Source organism: Pseudomonas libanensis (assembly GCF_001439685.1).
Lineage (GTDB): Bacteria > Pseudomonadota > Gammaproteobacteria > Pseudomonadales > Pseudomonadaceae > Aquipseudomonas > Aquipseudomonas libanensis.
In genome coordinates, this window is the sequence record NZ_JYLH01000002.1 from 37,419 (window position 1) to 55,718 (window position 18,300).

Here is an 18,300-nt window from a genome sequence, read left to right on the forward strand (position 1 = left end):
GTTCAACTTTTGCTGTCGAAAAGAAGGGGCGGCACTGCCGCCCCCACCGTCGCGTCAATTACGACTTGCGGCCGCCGCCATGGCTTTGTTGCCCACCTTTACGGCCGGCTTCCGACGCCTTTTCACGGTCGTTGGCAAAGTTACCGCCAGATGCCTGGCCACCTTTCTTACCTGCCTCGGAAGCTTTTTGGTGATCGTTGGCGAAGTTTCCAGGGTTTTTATTACTCGTGGTCATGATCGTACTCCAAAAGTAAGTGTCGTTTCGCTAGTTGCCCGTTGATACAGCGGGCATTTACTTCGAGAAGAGCGACCGAGAAAACGTTTTTAAAATTTTTCGGCGCGGCGATGAATGGTAGTGCAGTGCAAAAAACTTATACAAGTCAGCGTTTCTTCGCACCGCTTCGTATAACTTTTGCGACCGATTCAAACGCGCCGAAACTGAATCGATAGGGTCAACGGCCGCTTCGCTTAGTTGCCTTTATATTGAACCTCTCGCACCCGTCCTTGACCTAACTTGCATCACTGACCTGGAGGTGCAGCATGCAAACCACGTATTTCTGGATAGGCCTGGCAGTCATCCTCGTATTACTCGACCTGTGGATCATCAATAGTGTATGGCGCAGCGACAAAACCTCGGGCACCAAGGCCGGATGGACTGCGCTGGTGGTGGTGCTGCCATTTGTCGGCGCGGTGATATGGAGCGTGGCCGGCCCCCGTGGCGTAACTAAAGGCCCGTCGTCGCCGGAGCACAGCAAGGGGTGAAAGCGGTGACGGCGCGCTGGTCCGAATGGGCGCAAATGAAGCTGAACTAACCCTGCCAGCGTGCCCTCGCAAGACTATGCACGCTGGCAGGGACTTCTGTTCTCTGAAATAAAGGAGAAAACCATCCGATGACAATGACAGTAGGCGACTTTCTGGTTGAACGGCTCAGCGAGTGGGGCGTAACGCGTATTTTCGGTTACCCCGGCGACGGTATCAACGGGGTGTTCGGCGCCTTGAATCGGGCCAAGGGCAAGATCGAATTCGTCCAGGCGCGCCATGAAGAAATGGCCGCTTTCATGGCCTCGGCCCATGCCAAATTCACCGGTGAATTGGGGGTGTGCATCGCCACTTCCGGTCCGGGTGCTGCGCATCTGCTCACTGGCCTGTATGACGCGCGTATGGACCACATGCCGGTGCTGGCTATTGTTGGGCAGCAGGCCAGGGCCGCACTGGGCAGTCATTACCAGCAGGAACTGGACCTGCTCTCGATGTTCAAGGATGTCGCCGGGGCTTTTGTGCAACAGGCCTCGGCCCCGGCGCAGGTGCGCCATCTGGTGGACCGCGCGGTGCGCACCGCCGTGGGCGAGCGCAGGGTCACCGCGATCATCCTGCCCAACGATCTGCAGGAGCAGCCTTACGAAGCGCCAGCCCGAGCCCATGGCACTGTGCATTCCGGCGTCGGTTACACCAAACCCAGGGTACTGCCCTATGCCGCCGACTTGCAGCGCGCTGCCGAGGTGCTGAACGGCGGCGAAAAGGTCGCCATCCTGGTTGGCGCCGGTGCGTTGGGGGCCACCGATGAAGTCATCGCCATTGCCGAGGCGCTGGGCGCCGGAGCCGCCAAAGCCCTGCTCGGCAAGGCCGTGCTGCCTGACGACTTGCCTTGGGTCACCGGTAGCATTGGCCTGCTCGGTACCGAGCCCAGCTATAAGCTGATGACCGAGTGCGACACCCTGTTGATGATCGGCTCGGGTTTTCCCTATTCCGAATTCCTGCCCAGGGAAGGCCAGGCCCGTGGTGTGCAGATCGACCTGCAACCGGACATGCTGAGCCTGCGCTACCCCATGGAAGTCAACCTGGTGGGTGACGCCAAGGAAACCCTGGCGGCATTGCTGCCGTTGCTGGAACGCAAGAGCCAGCGCAAGTGGCGCAAGCAGGTCGAAGGCTGGCGTGGCAGTTGGGAAAAGACCCTGGAAAAGCGCGCCCTGGCCAAGGCCAAGCCGATCAACCCGCAGCGCGTCGTGCATGAACTGTCGCCCCGCCTGCCCGACCACGCAATCATCACCTGCGACTCCGGCTCCTGCGCCAACTGGTACGCCCGCGACCTGAAGATCCGCCGCGGCATGCAATGCTCGCTGTCCGGCGGCCTGGCATCCATGGGCGCCGCCGTGCCCTATGCCATCGCGGCCAAATTTGCCCATCCACAACGCACCGTTGTGGCGCTGGTAGGGGATGGGGCGATGCAGATGAACAACCTGGCCGAGTTGATCACCGTGGCCAAGTATTGGCGACAGTGGCAAAGCCCGAAGTGGATCTGCGCAGTGTTCAATAACGAAGACCTCAACCAGGTCACCTGGGAGCAGCGGGTCATGGAAGGCGATCCGAAGTTCGAAGCCTCCCAGAATATTCCCGATGTGCCGTACCACCTGTTCGCCATTTCCCTGGGGCTCAAAGGCATCTTCGTCGAGCATGAAGACGACGTCGCCGCGGCGTGGGAGCAGGCGCTGGCATCGGACGTCCCGGTGCTGATCGAGTTCAAGACCGATCCCAACGTGCCGCCACTGCCGCCGCATATCAAGCTGGAGCAGGCGAAGAAGTTTGCCTCCACATTGCTCCAAGGGGATCCGCAGGAGGCCGGGGTAATCGTGCAAACCGCCAAGCAAGTGCTGGCCAGCGTATTGCCGGGGGGCGCGAAGAAATAGGCGGGCAATGAGCTTGGCCCAGGCGCAGCTGACGCAGGCAAAGCCAATACCGCAAAGGTTCGAGCCCATTGCCGGAAGGAGACTGCCGTTTGTCTGTGCAGGTCTATCGCAAGTGAACCCCGGGACATCGATTGTCCTCCACAGGCGTGTATGCCCGAAAATGCAATCGACAGGCGCATCTCTGCGCTCGAGGAGGGAGGTATGAACAAGCCGTCATCGCCAGGCCCAGGCACCCATGCCGGGCAAAAAGTACGCCCTGATACGGCAAAACGAAACGATAAGTCAGAAGACCCGAATGTCGAGCGCCCTTGGGAAGCGGATGTGGACCAGGGCGGCGTAGCCCCTGGCGGGCCGTCCAAGGACCCTGAATCAGGCGCATGACCGACGGCCCTGTAGGGGCAGGGCCGCCAGCAGCGGTTTTAATCGTCCACAGTGAAAGTGACCCAGCCCGGCCCATCGGTGGGTCTTTGAATTTCAGCAATCACCCCGCTCACAGAGGTGCCGTCGGGCAAATTCACCGTCACGAAGTTCGGGTGGCCTGGCCATTCAAGCGGGGTATCGAATGCCAACCGCACCACCGTGGGTTTACCGCTGCTGCTCATGTGGATGTTTACCGAGTCATTCAGGCATTCATCTGAGCTGGTGCCTAGATGGCGCGATGCGGTGATGACACTTGTAGAACCTTCAAAGTCGTAAGACATACTTGCGTACCTTTCGTAGTAAGAGTGCGGAGGCGCGGGCAGTTATCTGCGGCGTTGAGTGTTCATCCAACAGGCACGCGCAATCGCAATGCCGGCTACCAGCAAGGCGGCGCCTGTTGCAATCAGTAAGTAGGGTGGCTGACTGGTTTCCCGCCTGCCGGTTTCTTCCCGGCGTTGACTGGCCGGTGCGGATTCAGGCGCCTGCGTGGGGGCGTCGACCTGCATTTCCTGCAGTTTCAGGCGTGCGCCATCGTTCAACACCAGGGTCAAGTCCTCGATAGTGCCGGCGACCCGATCAGGAAACACCGGCTCGCCGTTGGCATCCAGTTCGTCATACAGGAACTTCTGGCCTTCCAGCCATCCCACCGCAGTCATCAGCTCGGGACCGAGGTAGTACTTTCCATCCAGGAAGAATCCACCGAAATTCTTCGTGCGCTCCAGGTTTTGCACGGTGTAGCGCTGGCCGGGTCTCATTCCGGTTGCTGAGTCGATCATGATGACTTCCTCCATTGACATGTCCTGCGATAGAGGAGGCTGGGTAAATGATCGTTCAATCCAAATGACCGAAAGGCACTGCAACGCTTGCCAGCGTTCCCATCTTGCACAACTGCTGTGCAGCTCCAGGGGTTAATCCGCTGAGCCGCCATGCCTATAGTTCCCTCACCAGCACAGACCGAGGTGAGCCTGATGAACCGTGAATTGCAACCCGCACCAAGCGACATGCACCAAGTGGACGCCGAGTACTTCGAATACAGCAAGGCGGCCAACCCCATCAGCGCCAATCTCATCCCGCGGATTCCCTACCACAGCTTTCCTGCCTCGCTGTATGCCAGCGGCCCCTCGCGGGTGATACCGCTGGACCTCAGCGACGCCCTGGGCTGTGAGGGGCCGGCGACCGGGCCCGGGCTGTGTGCGAACTTCATGCGCCTTAATCGGGGCGACACCCTCAGCCTGCAACCGAATGCGACCTCCCAGGTGTTCTACGTGATTGCCGGGGAGGGCAGCGTGGCCCAGGGGGCGCATGAGATTCAATGGTCCAAAGGCTGCTTTATCGCCTTGCCCGGCTTGCAGGCGGCGCACTTTCGCGCAAGCCAGGATGCGCGTCTTTACTATGTGCACGATGAACCGTTATTGCGTTACCTGGGGGTGACACGCAGCGCAGACCGTTTTACGCCGACGCTGTACCCCGCGGCACTGGCCAACGCAAAACTGCGTGAAGCGGCGGATGATCCCCGTGCGCAGGACCGCAGCCGCATCAGCATTCTGCTGGGCAATCGCAACTTCCCGCAGACCCGCACGGTGACCCATGTGCTGTGGGCAATGTACGGGATCCTGCCGGCGGGCTCGGTGCAGAAACCCCATCGGCATCAGTCGATTGCGCTGGACTTCATCATTGATTGCCCGCGGGGGTGTTACTCCCTGGTAGGCACCGAGCTGGATGCGGATGGGCAGATCCGCAACCCGCAGCGGGTGGATTGGTCGCCGGGCCTGGCGTTTGTCACACCGCCTGGGTACTGGCACGCACACTTCAATGAATCAGACACCGAGGCGTTCTTGATCCCGATCCAGGATGCCGGGCTGCAAACTTACCTGCGCTCCCTGGATATTCGTTTCAGCTGAATCATTTCCAGTCAGGTGCCTGGCCCAATCGTTCAACGATAAAGTCGATAAAACACCTGACCTTGGACGACACGATGCGCTTGGGCGGGTAGACAAACCACACGGCAAACGCCCGCTCGACATCGCGAACGCGCCACTGCGGCAACCACACCACAAGCTCGCCGGCGTCGATGCTGCGGGCCACCAGCCAGTCCGGCAGCAACGCAAAGCCCAGGCCTTGGCGTGCAGCGATCAACTGCGCGTCGAGATCGTTGATGCGAATACAGGTGGCATGCATCAGCGGTAACGCCAGGTCGCCGTTCACAAAGGTAATAGCGCTGGAAGTCGTACCCACCACGGCAGGCAAACCGGCCAGGTCGGTGGGCGTTGACGGGGGCGGGTACTGCATCGCGAACGCCGCACTGGCCACCACAAAGTACTGGCCGTCGCTGAGTTTGCGGGCCTTGAGCGTGGAATCGGCCAGCGCGCCAATGCGAATGGCCAGGTCGACGCCGGCATGGATCAGGTTGACCTGGGCGTTATCCAGCACCAGCTCCACGCTGATTTGCGGGTAGCGCACGCGGAAATCGTTCAAGGCCGGCAGGATGTGATGCCGGGCAAATGCCGGCGGCAGGTTGAGTTTCAACAAGCCTCGGGGCTGCTGGTTCAACGCCGAGGTGGCGGCCTTGGCGTGTTCCAGCTCATCCAACACCCTGCGAGCGTGCATCAGGAAGGTCTGGCCTCCTTCAGTCAGGTGCAGCGTGCGAGTGGAGCGGTTGAACAACGCGATGCCCAGGTCTTGCTCAAGATCCTTCACGTAGCGCGACACCGTGGACGCCTTGATGCCCAGGCGCTCGGCGGCGCGGGAGAAGTTATTGCCTTCGGCGGCTTCGACGAAGGCGGTGAGGGCGGCGAAATAGTCCAAGGGCAGCCTCGTTGTCGAGCATGGCGCAATCAAAGGGCGACAGGGGGAGGGCGGCTCACATGCGTGGCTGGATGCTGTAGACGCAACGCCGATCCCCGGAAATCAGGTATTCACAACGCTCGACCACGACGCTGTCGCCCAGGGCTGCGCGGAATATCTGCAGTTCCGACCGGCAGAAGCCCTGGCATTTGCGGGCCGCCGCGCAGATCGGGCAGTGATTCTCGATCAGCAGCCAGCCGTCGCCCGCCGCCTCCATTTGCGCCATGTAGCCGGCACGTTCACGGATGCCTACAAGGATGCGCACCTTTTCTTCCAGGGATGAGGCTTTCTCGCAGGCCTGGAGGTATTCGCGTCGATTGGTCGTTTCCATGCTGGCGATTATTTTCTCGACCCCCTCGGTGCCGAAAACCCCTTCGATGGTTTCGATCAGGTGCAGGGTCAACACGCTGTGGGCGTCCGGAAACTTGCCGTGGCCGGTATCGGTCAACGCCCATCTCAGGGACGGTCGGCCGGCGCCGCTGGTCGGTGCGCACATGCCGGTGATCAGCTCTGACGCCTGCAATTTCTGAATGTGCTGCCGGGTGGCTTCGAAGGTCACTTCAAGCAGAGTCGCCAGTTCAGTGGTCTTCAAGGGGCCACGGGTCTTGAGCATGAACAGGATGCGATCGGCTGTGGAGGCCTGGGTGTCGTCGTTAGTTCTGGTGGTCATAGGTTGCGCGTAACCATGGGAAATGAAGGCATCACTGACGTCCGTCGACTGTGGCGTCACCCATTGCATAAGGGCAGGGGCCTGCCAGCATAGTCAGTTTTGACGGTCAGGAAAATCACTTAAAAAAAGGCAGGACAATTACACAAGGTTTATCTTTTGTAATACAGTGATCCCAGGTTAATCAGACTTGGATATCAGGATGACATCTACTACAGGTTGGTCAGCGCTACTCCTTGGGAAGAACGGTTTACGCTCTGCGGCGTTGGCGGGAGGCGTCGCACTTCACGCCATCAACGTCTATCTGGTGACGACCATACTGCCGTCAGTGGTAGCCGATATCGGTGGGCTGGACTACTACGCCTGGAACACGACCTTGTTTGTGGTCGCCTCGATCATTGGCTCGGTGCTGTCCACCAAGTGCCTCAAGGCCCTGGGCGCCAGGGCCGCGTATGTCTGGGCCGGAGTGATCTTTGCCATTGGCAGCGGGGTGTGCAGCCTGGCGCCGGATATGGCGGTCATGATTCTTGGCCGCACTATTCAAGGCCTGGGCGGGGGCCTGCTGTTCGCGCTGCCTTACGCGATGATTCGCCTGGTCTTCGCCGAGCCTTTGTGGCCGCGGGCGATGGCCCTGATCTCGGGCATGTGGGGTGCTGCAACGCTGATCGGGCCTGCCGTGGGCGGGGTGTTCGCCGAGTACGATGCCTGGCGCGCCGCATTCTGGGCCCTGATTCCGGTCACCGCGTTGTTCATGGTGCTGGCCTGGGCGCTGCTACCGAAGAAAAGCGCGGATCCCTCCCGGACTGTAGGGGTGCCGTGGGCGCAATTGGTGCTTCTGAGCGCCGTGGTGTTGGCCATTTCGGTCGGCAGTATCAAGCCTGAGGCGATCTACAGCGTGCTCGGCCTGGCCGTGGGTTTCTTGCTGCTCTATTGGGTTTATCGCGTAGAGGTCCGCTCGACCTGGCGCTTGATGCCCAAGGGCGGCCTGGCTGCCCGCGGCGCGTTGCTGCCGCTGTATGTGTCCATGAGCCTGATGGTGATCGGCATGACCAGCGAAGTCTTTGTGCCGTATTTCCTGCAAGTCTTGCACCTGCAGACACCGTTGCTGGCGGGCTATATCAGCGCGTTGATGGCTGCGGGCTGGACCTTGGGGGCGCTTTACAGTTCCGGGCTGAAATCCACTACCGCGCTGCGTGCCATTGGCATCGCGCCGTTTTTCATTGTTGCCGGGTTGGTACTGGCGTTTGTATTCGTACCACGGTTCGATCCATCACTGCTCAATGTGGCAGGCGTGTGTGCGGGAATGCTGGCGGTCGGCGCCGGGATCGGCCTGGCGTGGCCGCATCTGCTCACACGCGTGCTGGAAAGCGTGGCCGAGGATGAAAAGGAGTTGGCTGGCGCTTCGATCACCACGGTTCAACTGATCGCTACGGCGATCGGGGCCGCATTGGCCGGCATGATCGTCAACCTTGGCGGCTTCTCTTCGCCCGGGGGCGTGACGGGTGCATCGAGTGCCGCAGCCTGGCTCTTTGGGGTGTACGCCGCGCTGTCGCTGCTCATATTCGTCAGCGTCCGGCCGGTTATACGAAGCAAAGCCGAGCGCGCAGCACTGGATGCAGCCTGATTATTTCTTCGAAGGGAGTTCGAGCATGAACCAACTGTGTTCATCTGAGTTAGTGGCCGATGCGGATATCGCCGCACAGCTGTCCAGCCTTGAAACCCGGGTACTGGGTGGGCGGGCCATCGGCATCGTCAACAACCACTTCATTGATTTGCCCAGCGCCATCGGCGGCAGTGGGACGGTCTTGAACAATGGCGACCCGAGCGATATCCGTCGAGAAAACCTCTCTCGCTTGCGCTATACCCTCGGCACCAGTGGAGAGCTGGTGCGTGGACCGATCGAGGCAAGTTTATGTCGCTTGGCCATACCCGCTCGTACGCAGGCTGATCCGGTAGCGGGCGTTGAACACGCCGTCGGCGGTATCGACCCGGACAGTCCGTTCCGGTATCTACCGCTGGGGCATACCGCACAGGTGCCCAACATCTCGCTGGACTCCATTGATAACGCCGCCACCTTACTGACCCTTTCACATTGGCCATCGAACCACACACCGCAGCGTTATAAAGCCAACCTGTCAACGCAAAGCGCATTCCGTTATCTGCGCGAAGGCAATCCCGTGGGTGAGGCAAGGATTGTCACCAGCGATCATTTCGACCTGGATGGGCTGGCTTCGATTTATGCGTTTCTGTCGCCTGCCAGCGCACTGCGGCACCAGGACTTGTTGATTGATGTGGCCAGGCTTGGCGACTTCTCTAGAGGAACGTCGCCCCAAGCGCTGAGAGCAGCCTTTACCCTCAATTCAATGGCGGCCCAAGCGAAACGGCCGGGCGTTCTCGATGCCGATACGGCCTTGCTGCAGACCTATCGAGCTGTGTTGCCGAAGGTGGGCCACGTTTTGGAGCATCCCGGACAGTACGCCCATTGCTATGCCGAAGGCATGCATCACCTGGCGCGCAGTGAGCGCTTGTTGAGCCATCCCGAAACGCGGCTGGTGGAATACAAGGACGTCGATCTGGCGGTGTTCCATCTGCCGGCTGCGCTCGTTTCGGATCATTTGGACTACCAGCAACCTTATTTCGGCTTGTCGAACATCGCCTTTCACAACCGGACACGCTGCGGTGTCGTGGCGATTGTCCACGGTGCGGCACTGGAAGTCAGGCAGCGTTACGAGAGCTGGGTGGAGCGTATTTCAGGCATTCCTCGGCCACGTCGGGACCTGTCGATCTTTACCCGGGCCCTTCAGCAGGATGAACGAGAAGGCTGTACCTGGCACTACGGCGGCGTGGAAAACATCATGCCGGCGATGAAATGCGCCAACCCAGGCGCTACGCGGTACTCGAGCGCGATGTTACTGATGGAGCTGAGGCAGTTCCTGGCCGTTGCACCCGTCGCCTGGCGCGGATCGCGCTCAGGTTCGGCGAGCGGGGCAGGTTGAGCGCCTCACCTCAGCGGTTCAAGGTTCCCATCACTGGCAATGCGACCGCCCAACCAGTAGAACAACCCGCCGGCAACGATGAACAGCATCAGCATGTAGAAAATATACTGCGCCGGTTGCGTCGCCAGCACGAGGCCGCATAGCACCGGCCCGAGCGCGGCGCCGATGTTGCCCAGGTTCTGCGCCGCGTAGTACATGCCTCGCAGGTGGTTCGGCGCAATGCTGTCGATGAACATGTATTCGGCTGGGAAGACGATGATTTCACCGAGGGTGAAGATCGCCATGGCAATCACCCACACCACCAGCGTGGTCGACAGGGCAAAACCGCCCAGCCCGACGATAAAGAGGCTCAGCCCTGCCGCCAGCCAGGCGTTCAGGTGCCGCCGGGAAATACGCTTGCCGAGGCTGTATTGCAGGCTGATCACCATCAGGGCGTTGGTCGCCACCACGGTGCTGATGATCCGGTAGGTAGACTCAGGCGTGGTGGTCACCATCAGGTACTGCGAGAGGTAAGCGGTGAACTGGCCGAACACCACGGCACTCAATAAGCCTCCCAGCGTAAAGCACACCAGGCGGTAATCACGCAGCAATACCTTGCCGACCGCCAGGAACGGCGTGGGTGGTTGGCCCGTTTCGACAGTCGCCAGGTTTTTGTCGCCCCATACGCAGTAGATCAGGAAGTAGCCGGCTCCAAGCCCCGCCGACAGCAGGAACGGCAGGCTGATGCCCAGGCTGGCCACCCCAGCGCCGAGAAATGGCCCGATGGCATAGCCGATATTGGTCAAGGTGTACTTGATCGAAAACGCTTCGCTGCGCTGATCGACGGGGAGCAGGCTGCCGAATCCGGACTTCACCGCGATATCAATCACCGCATACGCCAGGTTGACCAGTACCAGGCACAGGTAGAACAACCACAGCTGGGATGCGCCGTACGCGCTAAGAAAAGCCAGGGTGAATACTGCGCAACAGGTGAGAATCAGCGGGTAACTGCGTATCCGGTCCACCAGGAACCCGCCATACAGGCTCAGTAAAGAGCCGATGATCAGCGTGCTGCCAATGACCAGGCCGATGTCGGCAATGCCCAGGTCAAAGTTGCCCGATAAGTAGATCACCAGATAGGGCAGGGTGACCGCCCGGGCCAGAGTCAGTACCAATGAAGCGCACAGCAGCAGGTTGAGGGTAGCGGGGTAGGTTTTAAGCGTGGCGAGCATTCGAGCCTCATCGTCCATTGACCAAGTGCAAGCGCCATGAACCGCTTGTCTGGATAGACATAGCTTACTGGTGCCGTGAATTCTGATTTACGATACTTTTTCCAACGAATCAGGAAATGAATTCATGAATAAGGACCGTCTATGTTTGCCTCCGAACGTTTGAAGGGCATTGACGTGTTTGTCTGCGTTGCGCAATGCGGCAGCTTCGCAGCGGCTGCCGAAAACATGGCCCTGACCGCATCTGCCGTCAGTAAATCCATTGCCAGGCTGGAAAAACGCCTGGGCGCCCGACTGTTCCAGCGTACGACGCGTGTATTGGCATTGACCGATGCGGGCACGGCGTTCCTACGTACCTGCACCGGGGTGCTGGCTGACCTGGAAGAAGCCGAGCTGTCCCTGCAAGCGGAAAATACCGAGCCGCGTGGACGAGTGCGCATTGACCTGCCAGGCACATTCGGTCGCACCCAGGTGCTGCCATTCCTTGTTCCATGGATGCAGGCACATCCGCTGCTGGTGCCGCACCTGACCTTCTGTGATGGCCTGGTCGACCCGTTCCGGGAAGGTGCCGACATCGTCGTGCGCATCGGCAATACGGATGACTGGCCGCAGACGCTAGGGCACAAGGTGCTCGCGCATGAATGGCATGTCTTGTGTGCCGCCCCGGCGTACCTGGCCCGTCATGGCACACCGGTGTCGGAACACGACCTCGCACACCATCAGTGCATCGCTTATGGCTGGGTGGATGGGCGTATCAGCCCGTGGCGCTACACCGGTGAACAGGGCATGACGCTGCACAAGCATGCAGCGCCGCAGTGGGTGGTGGGCAATGGTGAAGGGCTGCTGATGGCCGCGTTGGCTGGCTGCGGTATCGTCCAGTTGCCGACGTGGCTGGCCAAGCAACAGCTGCACGACGGGACATTGGTCCAGGTCTTGCCGCAATTGGCGACAGCAGGGTTTGAGATCAACCTGGTCTGGATCAAGAGCCGCCAGGCGCAGCCCAAGGTTCGCGTGGTGCTCGATGCGTTGATCGCCGGGCTGGGCACGCAAGATTGATCCTGATCAGGTGACCGTACCGGCGAGCGCTATAATCTTGTGATCCATCAAAGGCCAGGGACGGCTCAAGGAGCCTCTCTGGCCGCGCATTCTCAAGGAAGAGTCAGCCATGCGGTCATTGAAGATCCTCTTGTTATCGTCGGCGTTCAACGGTTTGACCCAGCGCGCCTGGCTGGACTTGCGCCAGGCGGGTCACGACCCCAGCGTGGTGGTGTTCACTGATGAAGCCTCGGTGTGCCGGCAGATCGAGGATTCAGGCGCCGATCTGGTGATCTGCCCCTTTCTCAAGGACCGTGTGCCACAGCAGCTGTGGAGCCATGCGCAGCGACCGGTAGTGATCATTCATCCGGGCATCATCGGCGACCGTGGCGCCAGTGCACTGGATTGGGCCATTACCGGGCAGCTCAGCCGCTGGGGTGTCACGGCCCTGCAAGCGGTAGAGGAAATGGATGCCGGGCCGATCTGGTCCACCTGCGAATTCGACATGCCCACTGATATGCGCAAATCCGAGCTGTACAACGGCCCGGTGAGTGACGCCGCGATGGTGTGCATCCGCGATGTGGTGCAAAAGTTTGCCAACGGCTTCGTCCCGGTGCCGCTCGACTACACACAACCCAACGTTATCGGACGTTTGCAGCCGAACATGACCCAGGCCGACCGAACCTTCAGTTGGTTCGATTGCGCAAGCTTCATCAAACGCAGCATCGACGCCGCCGATGGCCAGCCCGGCGTGCTGGCAAGCCTTGAGGGCGGGCAGTATTACCTGTACGACGCACACCTGGATTCACGCCAGGGTACGCCGGGAGCAATCCTTGCGATACAGGACGACGCCGTGCTGGTGGCGGCCGGCGACCGCAGCCTGTGGATCGGCTCGCTCAAACCCAAAGCCCAGCCAGGGGAGGAGACCTTCAAGCTGCCGGCACGGCAGGTCCTGGCTGAGCGGTTGGCCGGCGTGCCGGTGCTCGATAGCTCCATCGCCCACCAGGCGTTTAATGCGCTGGTTTATCAACCGATTCGCTACCGCGAAATCGGACACGTCGGCGAACTGACGTTCGAGTTCTATAACGGCGCCATGAGCACCGAACAATGCCAGCGCCTGGTGGCTGCATTGCGCTGGGCCAAGGCGCGAGATACCCAGGTGTTGCTGATCAAGGGCGGGCGCGGCAGTTTTTCCAATGGTGTTCATCTCAACGTCATCCAGGCCGCCAAAGTGCCGGGGCTGGAAGCCTGGGCCAACATCCAGGCCATCGACGATGTGTGCCTGGAGCTTCTAACAGCGAGGCAACTGGTAATCAGCGGCCTGACCGGCAGCGCTGGCGCAGGCGGCGTGATGCTGGCGCTGGCCGCCGATGTTGTATTGGCCCGCGAGGGTGTCGTGCTCAACCCGCATTACAAAACCATGGGGCTTTATGGCTCCGAATACTGGACCTACAGCCTGCCACGGGCCGTCGGCAGTGAAATCGCGCACAAACTCACCGAAGAATGCCTGCCCATCAGTGCCCTCCAAGCCCAGCAATACGCAATGATCCAAGGCATCGGACCGCGTTGCCCAGACGCATTCGGTCGGTGGCTCATGCAGCAGGCCAGCAGTGCGTTGACCGATGAGAAATGCCTTCAAGCACGTGCCCGTAAAGCCGCGATGGATATTCAGCAGGTTGAGCGCTGTCGCGAACGTGAGCTGGCACAAATGCAGATGGATATGGTGCAAGACCGTCAACAGTTTGCGCAAAAGTGCCAGGGCTTTGTGCTTAAGCGTAAAACTTGCCAGAGCCCGCAGCGGTTGATGGCGCCGTGGGCGTTGAGCCCACAGCCGACAGTAAAAGAGAAGCGGGAAAGCGCATAAGCCGCACGGGCCAGGGGCGATTGGGTGGGGTTCAGGACTGGGAGTGGGTGGGCTCGCCACTCAGCGCATCGACCATGGGCGGATGATCCTGCGCCGCCTGGCGCAGATCTTCGGTCACGCGCAATTCAGCACCGGTCGGCGAGAACGTTGCCGCAGCGGTAAAAGGTGCTGGATTGGACGGGGCGGGGCGTTTGTTACGGCGCCATAAGAAAAAGCTGACCATGCACAGGTTGACCAGCGCGAACACCCAGAACAGTCCACTTGGGCCGAACGAATTCATCACCGGTGAGATCATCATCGGACTGATCGCCGAGCCCAACGAGTTGATCAGCAGCAGGCCCTGGATCATCGGTACCAGCGCTTCGGCAGGGGCGCGGTCGGCGGCATGGCTGACGGCAACCGGGTAGAGCGCGAACACCGCGCCGCCGAGCAGGAACAGCAGCACGGCCAGCATCACCGAGGATAACGGTAGCAATACGATCACCAGCGACAAGACCGTGCAGGCCATCGCCAGAATTGTCAGCACCTGCAAACGTTCCTTGTGGTCGGACCAGCGCCCGACTGGATATTGCAGGAGCATGGCGCCGAGGATTGTCCAGGCCATCATGCTGCCGACTTCGCCGACATCCAGGCCGGCGCGTTGCAGGTACAGCGGCAGCAAGGTGTAAATCGCCGCAATGGTGACTCCCGAGCCAAAACACCCGATCAGCCCGGTCGGCGTCACGCCCAGCAGTTGCCGTGGCTTGAGGGGTTCAACCTGATCCAGCAGCGGCGACACCCGTGGCAGGATCACAATAGGCAGCACCGATAACGAAGCAAGCATGCCGGCCACCATGAACGGTGCACTGTCGCTCAAGCCGGTGATCTTCCCCAGCGCAGCCTGGCCCAGCACTCCCGCGCCATACAGCACGATCATATACAGCGCGAGCAAGCGCCCGCGGATCTTCGCGTCGCCGGCCAGCAGCAGCCAGCTCTCGATCACCAGGAACACCCCGACCGTGGCCCAGCCGTTGATCAGACGCAGCGCGAACCAGCCCCACGTGTCATAGAACAATCCTTGCAGCAGGATGGTCACCGCGATCAACGAGGCAAAGCTGCCGTAGGCGCGGATATGACCGATGCGCAGAATCAATCGATCATTAAAGACGGCGCCCAGCGTCAGGCCAATAAAGTACGCCGAGGAAACGATACCAATCATGGTGGCCGAGGCACCGGCCGCGTCCAGTCGAAGGGTGGTCAGGGATGAAAGAAAGCCGTTGCCCAAAGCAACAATGAACAGCCCGAGCAAGGGCGCCAGCGCCATGGCCAGCAAACGCGCAGACATATAGACCTCTAGAATCGAACAGTGAAACAGGCACAGGCGTGCATGCGATTGCCAAACCGAAGTGTGTTGTGCAAATGAGGGTGGTTGAGTCGGACACACATGACGAATGTGTGGCCAGCTATTCAGGTACGCGTTGCTAGCCTCCAGCCATCGACCCCGACGACTGCAAGCGAGCGCGCGATTCTAAGGCTTGTGTGGGATTTTCCAAGAGCTGGCGGCTGCGACGTTAGGACGCAGGCAGCGGGCGCAAATACCCAAGGCGCGCAATAGTTGAAAGACATTCATGAATTCGCGGTTGCGTTTTACTTTGCCGTCTTGCAGCTCGAAGGAGTGCAGGAAGTGGGGGCATCGGTTTCAAGATGGTCATTAAAGCCGCCAGATGAAAGCGAACCGGGCATGGGCAATGTTCTCCTTAGTTGATTAAAATCGCGAACAATCAATTAAATAATTAGTTAATTGCATGCGACGAAATTGAATGCTTTTGAACTGTTTCGCATTAATTGTTTTGTGTGGCGTTGTTTATATACCTGCGTTTCCCGGGCTTGGAACTACCAGATCTTGTAGTAGCTCAGGGCGGCCGCGATCAGGCGGATGGAGTGTTGCATTATTATGAAGGTGCAGGCTCATTCGTCGGCTGAGAAACAGTGGCCTATGGCTAGTTAGTTGGGTTAGACATAAAAAACATGTCGCTAGTGCGAAGCAGTCTATGAGTGTTGATTTTGGGTGTTGACAGGCGTTCAGGTTAGTTTAGTCTCACGACTCCCTTGGAGTCTTATAAGTGTTCAAAATGGAATTAGGACAGCTGTTGGGATGGGATGCTTATTTTTACAGTATCTTTGCACAAACCATGAACATGGAGGAGTTCACTGTTGTTGCATTGAGAGCCTTGCGTGAACTGCGGTTCGATTTTTTTGCCTATGGCATGTGCAGCGTGACGCCGTTCATGCGGCCCAAGACCTATATGTACGGCAACTATCCCGAGCACTGGCTACAACGATATCAAGCCGCTAACTATGCGACGATCGACCCCACGGTGAAACACAGCAAGGTCTCGTCGGCCCCCATTTTATGGAGCAACGACTTGTTCCGAGACTGCTCGGACCTGTGGTCAGAAGCCAACGACTCGAGTCTATGCCATGGCCTGGCCCAACCTTCGTTCAACACCCAGGGCCGGGTCGGGGTGTTAAGCCTGGCACGCAAGGACAACGCCATCAGTCTTCAGGAATTTGAAGCATTGAAGCCAGTGACCAAAGCGTTTGCGGCAGCGGCCCTGGAGAAAATTTCCGCGCTGGAGACTGATGTTCGTGCGTTCAACACGGATGTAGAGTTCAGCGAGCGCGAATGTGGTGTGTTGCGCTGGACCGCCGATGGCAAGACCTCGGAGGAAATTGGCGTGATCATGGGCGTATGCACCGACACCGTGAACTACCATCACCGCAACATCCAACGCAAAATTGGCGCCAGCAACCGCGTACAGGCAGTGTCTTACGCCGTCGCGCTGGGCTATATCTGAGGTTCATCTGCTGCGCCGAGTCGCCCAAGAGGACGACTCGGCCGTTATTATCAAGCAGTCTCTTCCAAGAATGCGTCAGACGTGAAGGCTGAAGGTAAGCGGGCGCCGCGGTGGTGTTCCCGGTGAGCCGAGAGTTTGATGGCGAGGATGTTTTCGCCCTGATGCTCGATAACCGATCCCAGGCGTTCGTACTTGACCCCGTTGATCTTGTAATAGCGTTCCATCGTGCTGTTGACGATTCCGACGATGGCATCGGCACCCGCCAGGCTGGCGGTCTTGAGGGTTTTCCAGAACAACGGCATGGCCAGTTGCGGCTCGCGGGTGGTGAAGCGTGTCATTTCCCAAATGGCGGGATGCCTGGGTGGTGTGCCTGCGCAGGCATGGCTGAACACACCCTCCAGCAGGTTGGGGAATGTGGTGGGTATCAGCCGAGCGCAGCCGACGATTGAACGCTGCTCGTTGAACGCCAGGAGGTAACGGGCGTGCTCGTTGTCGTATTGATCCCATTCATAACCGGCCTGGTGCGGTGGGATAGGCAATCGCCACCCTAGTTTTTCGACGAATTGTTCATGCCGAAAGCGGCCCAGCATGAGTTTAAGCTCGTCGTCCATTGCGCTCAGCGTGTGCTCTTCCATGTGCATGGCAGGGTGTTCCTTGGGGGAGGGGGGAGTGCGGTTTTTTATAGAGGACTTGTGGAGGGTTAGCGACTACAAGATCTTGTAGGGCGAGCTGGTGTGGTCGGCGGGGCTGGAGTGCAAACGAGGCGTGAGGAGTTCGAGCAGGAATCCAGCGGCCACCCCAAGAGCCTCAACAACTTTGAACTTATGCTGACGCTCATCCCCCTAACGCTGTGCAGCTAGCGCCTGGCTCAGGTTGAACCTGAGCTAACTAATTACACGCAAAGGTTTGGTGATTTATGAAGAGTGAACAAGTCGAAGGTGTTGCAGAAAAGGTTGCTGGAAAGGCACAGAGCGTCGTTGGGAAGCTGTTTGGTGATTCTAAACTGGAAGCAGAAGGCGCTGGTCGTCAAGCTGCAGGTCAGTTGACCCAGACCTACGGCGACGTAGTGGACGGCGTCACTACGTTTGTTAAAGAAAAACCAGTTGCTGCCATCGCGATTGGTGCAGTAGCGCTGCTGGTTCTAGACCGTCTCTTTCGCCGCTGAGTCATAGAGGAAAGGGCGTTCCGTCAGGGACGCTCCCTCAGGCTGGAATAGGCCCGAAGCCCCATCTTCGTGACAATCATGGCCTATCAGCATTCCTGCGCCGAGATAGGCGAGGTAAACAAGTCATACCGTTGTTGCAAGCGTGTGGCGTGTATCGCACGGCATATGAAGGCACGACGTTGCGCGAGAGCTTGGGATTGGACATTCCCAGGTTTAAGCGTGGAGGGGCCTGAAGTTGAGCGGGGTATCTGCGCGTTCCTTGGGTAGTCATGCCGCCTGGCAATCGACGAGGCCTCGATGCCCTTTGCCGGGCTTGATGGGCTGAAAAACCCTTATGTTTTCCGCGTCCCAGAAAAGCCAATGCCCCGACAAGTCGGGGCATTGGCTTTTCTTATGAGCGAGTGGTCGGTTTGTATCGTTTTGTATCTGCGCTTTGGATAGATACACAGCGATTCTTTTAAGTCGGTTGATGACACATACGGGATACCTGCGGGGCTTTAAATGAACCCATCGAGAAGGCGCAAACCTTCTCCAATGGATGACTCATTTAACTCGCGGCTATCTCTGCGCGTTTCGCGAC

General features: G+C 59.3%; 18 protein-coding genes and 1 pseudogene. 10 read left to right on the plus strand and 9 right to left on the minus strand.

Annotation, left to right across the window (positions count from 1 at the left end; translation table 11 throughout):
* Positions 1-58 precede the first annotated feature (58 nt).
* Positions 59-235 (minus strand): con-10 family general stress protein, encoded by a 177-nt coding sequence (locus TU73_RS02890; RefSeq protein WP_057010893.1) that lies wholly within the window; start codon positions 233-235, stop codon positions 59-61.
* Between the two features lie 305 nt (positions 236-540).
* Here TU73_RS02890 and TU73_RS02895 point away from each other — a divergent pair, with 305 nt between their 5' ends.
* From TU73_RS02895 to TU73_RS28900, 3 genes are all read left to right on the plus strand, one after another.
* Complete coding sequence (locus TU73_RS02895) at positions 541-762, plus strand: PLDc N-terminal domain-containing protein (RefSeq protein WP_043050188.1); 222 nt, start codon at positions 541-543, stop codon at positions 760-762.
* 128 nt (positions 763-890) lie between these two features.
* Positions 891-2,684: a thiamine pyrophosphate-requiring protein gene (locus TU73_RS02900; protein ID WP_057010894.1), complete on the plus strand. Its 1,794-nt coding sequence runs from the start codon at positions 891-893 to the stop codon at positions 2,682-2,684.
* A 201-nt stretch (positions 2,685-2,885) separates the two neighbouring features.
* Complete coding sequence (locus TU73_RS28900) at positions 2,886-3,065, plus strand: hypothetical protein (RefSeq protein ID WP_124356126.1); 180 nt, start codon at positions 2,886-2,888, stop codon at positions 3,063-3,065.
* Positions 3,066-3,103: 38 nt separating this feature from the next.
* Here the strand turns inward: TU73_RS28900 and TU73_RS02905 are convergent, their stop codons facing one another.
* Both TU73_RS02905 and TU73_RS29570 read right to left on the minus strand, forming a co-directional pair.
* Positions 3,104-3,385, minus strand: coding sequence for a hypothetical protein (locus TU73_RS02905; protein ID WP_057010895.1), 282 nt, complete (start codon positions 3,383-3,385; stop codon positions 3,104-3,106).
* 42 nt (positions 3,386-3,427) lie between these two features.
* The gene (locus TU73_RS29570) at positions 3,428-3,880 is read right to left on the minus strand and encodes a hypothetical protein (RefSeq protein WP_057011314.1); all 453 of its coding nucleotides are present in this window, start codon (positions 3,878-3,880) and stop codon (positions 3,428-3,430) included.
* Positions 3,881-4,072: 192 nt separating this feature from the next.
* Here TU73_RS29570 and TU73_RS02915 point away from each other — a divergent pair, with 192 nt between their 5' ends.
* Complete coding sequence (locus TU73_RS02915; RefSeq protein ID WP_057010896.1) at positions 4,073-5,005, plus strand: cupin domain-containing protein; 933 nt, start codon at positions 4,073-4,075, stop codon at positions 5,003-5,005.
* Position 5,006: 1 nt separating this feature from the next.
* Here TU73_RS02915 and TU73_RS02920 read toward each other — a convergent pair whose 3' ends face one another.
* Positions 5,007-5,909 (minus strand): LysR family transcriptional regulator, encoded by a 903-nt coding sequence (locus TU73_RS02920; protein WP_057010897.1) that lies wholly within the window; start codon positions 5,907-5,909, stop codon positions 5,007-5,009.
* 55 nt (positions 5,910-5,964) lie between these two features.
* Positions 5,965-6,618 carry a helix-turn-helix transcriptional regulator gene (locus TU73_RS02925; RefSeq protein WP_057011315.1) on the minus strand — a complete coding sequence of 218 codons (654 nt, stop codon included), beginning with the start codon at positions 6,616-6,618 and terminating at the stop codon, positions 5,965-5,967.
* Positions 6,619-6,817: 199 nt separating this feature from the next.
* Here TU73_RS02925 and TU73_RS02930 point away from each other — a divergent pair, with 199 nt between their 5' ends.
* Both TU73_RS02930 and TU73_RS02935 read left to right on the plus strand, forming a co-directional pair.
* On the plus strand, positions 6,818-8,239 hold the full coding sequence (locus TU73_RS02930; protein WP_057010898.1) for an MFS transporter: 1,422 nt from the start codon (positions 6,818-6,820) through the stop codon (positions 8,237-8,239).
* A 25-nt stretch (positions 8,240-8,264) separates the two neighbouring features.
* On the plus strand, positions 8,265-9,611 hold the full coding sequence (locus TU73_RS02935; protein WP_057010899.1) for a DUF6687 family protein: 1,347 nt from the start codon (positions 8,265-8,267) through the stop codon (positions 9,609-9,611).
* 5 nt (positions 9,612-9,616) lie between these two features.
* Here TU73_RS02935 and TU73_RS02940 read toward each other — a convergent pair whose 3' ends face one another.
* Entirely contained in the window at positions 9,617-10,822 is a 1,206-nt protein-coding gene (locus TU73_RS02940) for an MFS transporter (protein ID WP_057010900.1), read from the minus strand.
* Positions 10,823-10,963: 141 nt separating this feature from the next.
* Between TU73_RS02940 and TU73_RS02945 the strand changes: the two genes are divergently transcribed.
* Together TU73_RS02945 and TU73_RS02950 are read left to right on the plus strand one after the other, a co-directional pair.
* Entirely contained in the window at positions 10,964-11,875 is a 912-nt protein-coding gene (locus tag TU73_RS02945) for a LysR family transcriptional regulator (RefSeq protein WP_057010901.1), read from the plus strand.
* Positions 11,876-11,984: 109 nt separating this feature from the next.
* Complete coding sequence (locus TU73_RS02950) at positions 11,985-13,718, plus strand: hydrogenase maturation protein (RefSeq protein ID WP_057010902.1); 1,734 nt, start codon at positions 11,985-11,987, stop codon at positions 13,716-13,718.
* A 31-nt stretch (positions 13,719-13,749) separates the two neighbouring features.
* On the opposite strand, the gene TU73_RS02955 is transcribed toward TU73_RS02950, so the two are convergent.
* Positions 13,750-15,042, minus strand: coding sequence for an MFS transporter (locus TU73_RS02955; protein WP_057010903.1), 1,293 nt, complete (start codon positions 15,040-15,042; stop codon positions 13,750-13,752).
* Positions 15,043-15,225: 183 nt separating this feature from the next.
* Positions 15,226-15,384, minus strand: a pseudogene (locus TU73_RS29270) (PhzA/PhzB family protein); the annotation flags it as partial.
* Between the two features lie 445 nt (positions 15,385-15,829).
* Here TU73_RS29270 and TU73_RS02960 point away from each other — a divergent pair.
* A complete protein-coding gene (locus tag TU73_RS02960) occupies positions 15,830-16,555 on the plus strand; it encodes an autoinducer binding domain-containing protein (protein ID WP_057011316.1) in 726 nt (241 codons plus the stop codon).
* A gap of 50 nt (positions 16,556-16,605) precedes the next feature.
* On the opposite strand, the gene TU73_RS02965 is transcribed toward TU73_RS02960, so the two are convergent.
* Positions 16,606-17,196 carry an acyl-homoserine-lactone synthase gene (locus TU73_RS02965; protein WP_057010904.1) on the minus strand — a complete coding sequence of 197 codons (591 nt, stop codon included), beginning with the start codon at positions 17,194-17,196 and terminating at the stop codon, positions 16,606-16,608.
* A gap of 275 nt (positions 17,197-17,471) precedes the next feature.
* On the opposite strand from TU73_RS02965, the gene TU73_RS02970 reads away from it, so the two are divergent.
* The gene (locus TU73_RS02970; protein WP_057010905.1) at positions 17,472-17,720 is read left to right on the plus strand and encodes a CsbD family protein; all 249 of its coding nucleotides are present in this window, start codon (positions 17,472-17,474) and stop codon (positions 17,718-17,720) included.
* Positions 17,721-18,300 lie beyond the last annotated feature (580 nt).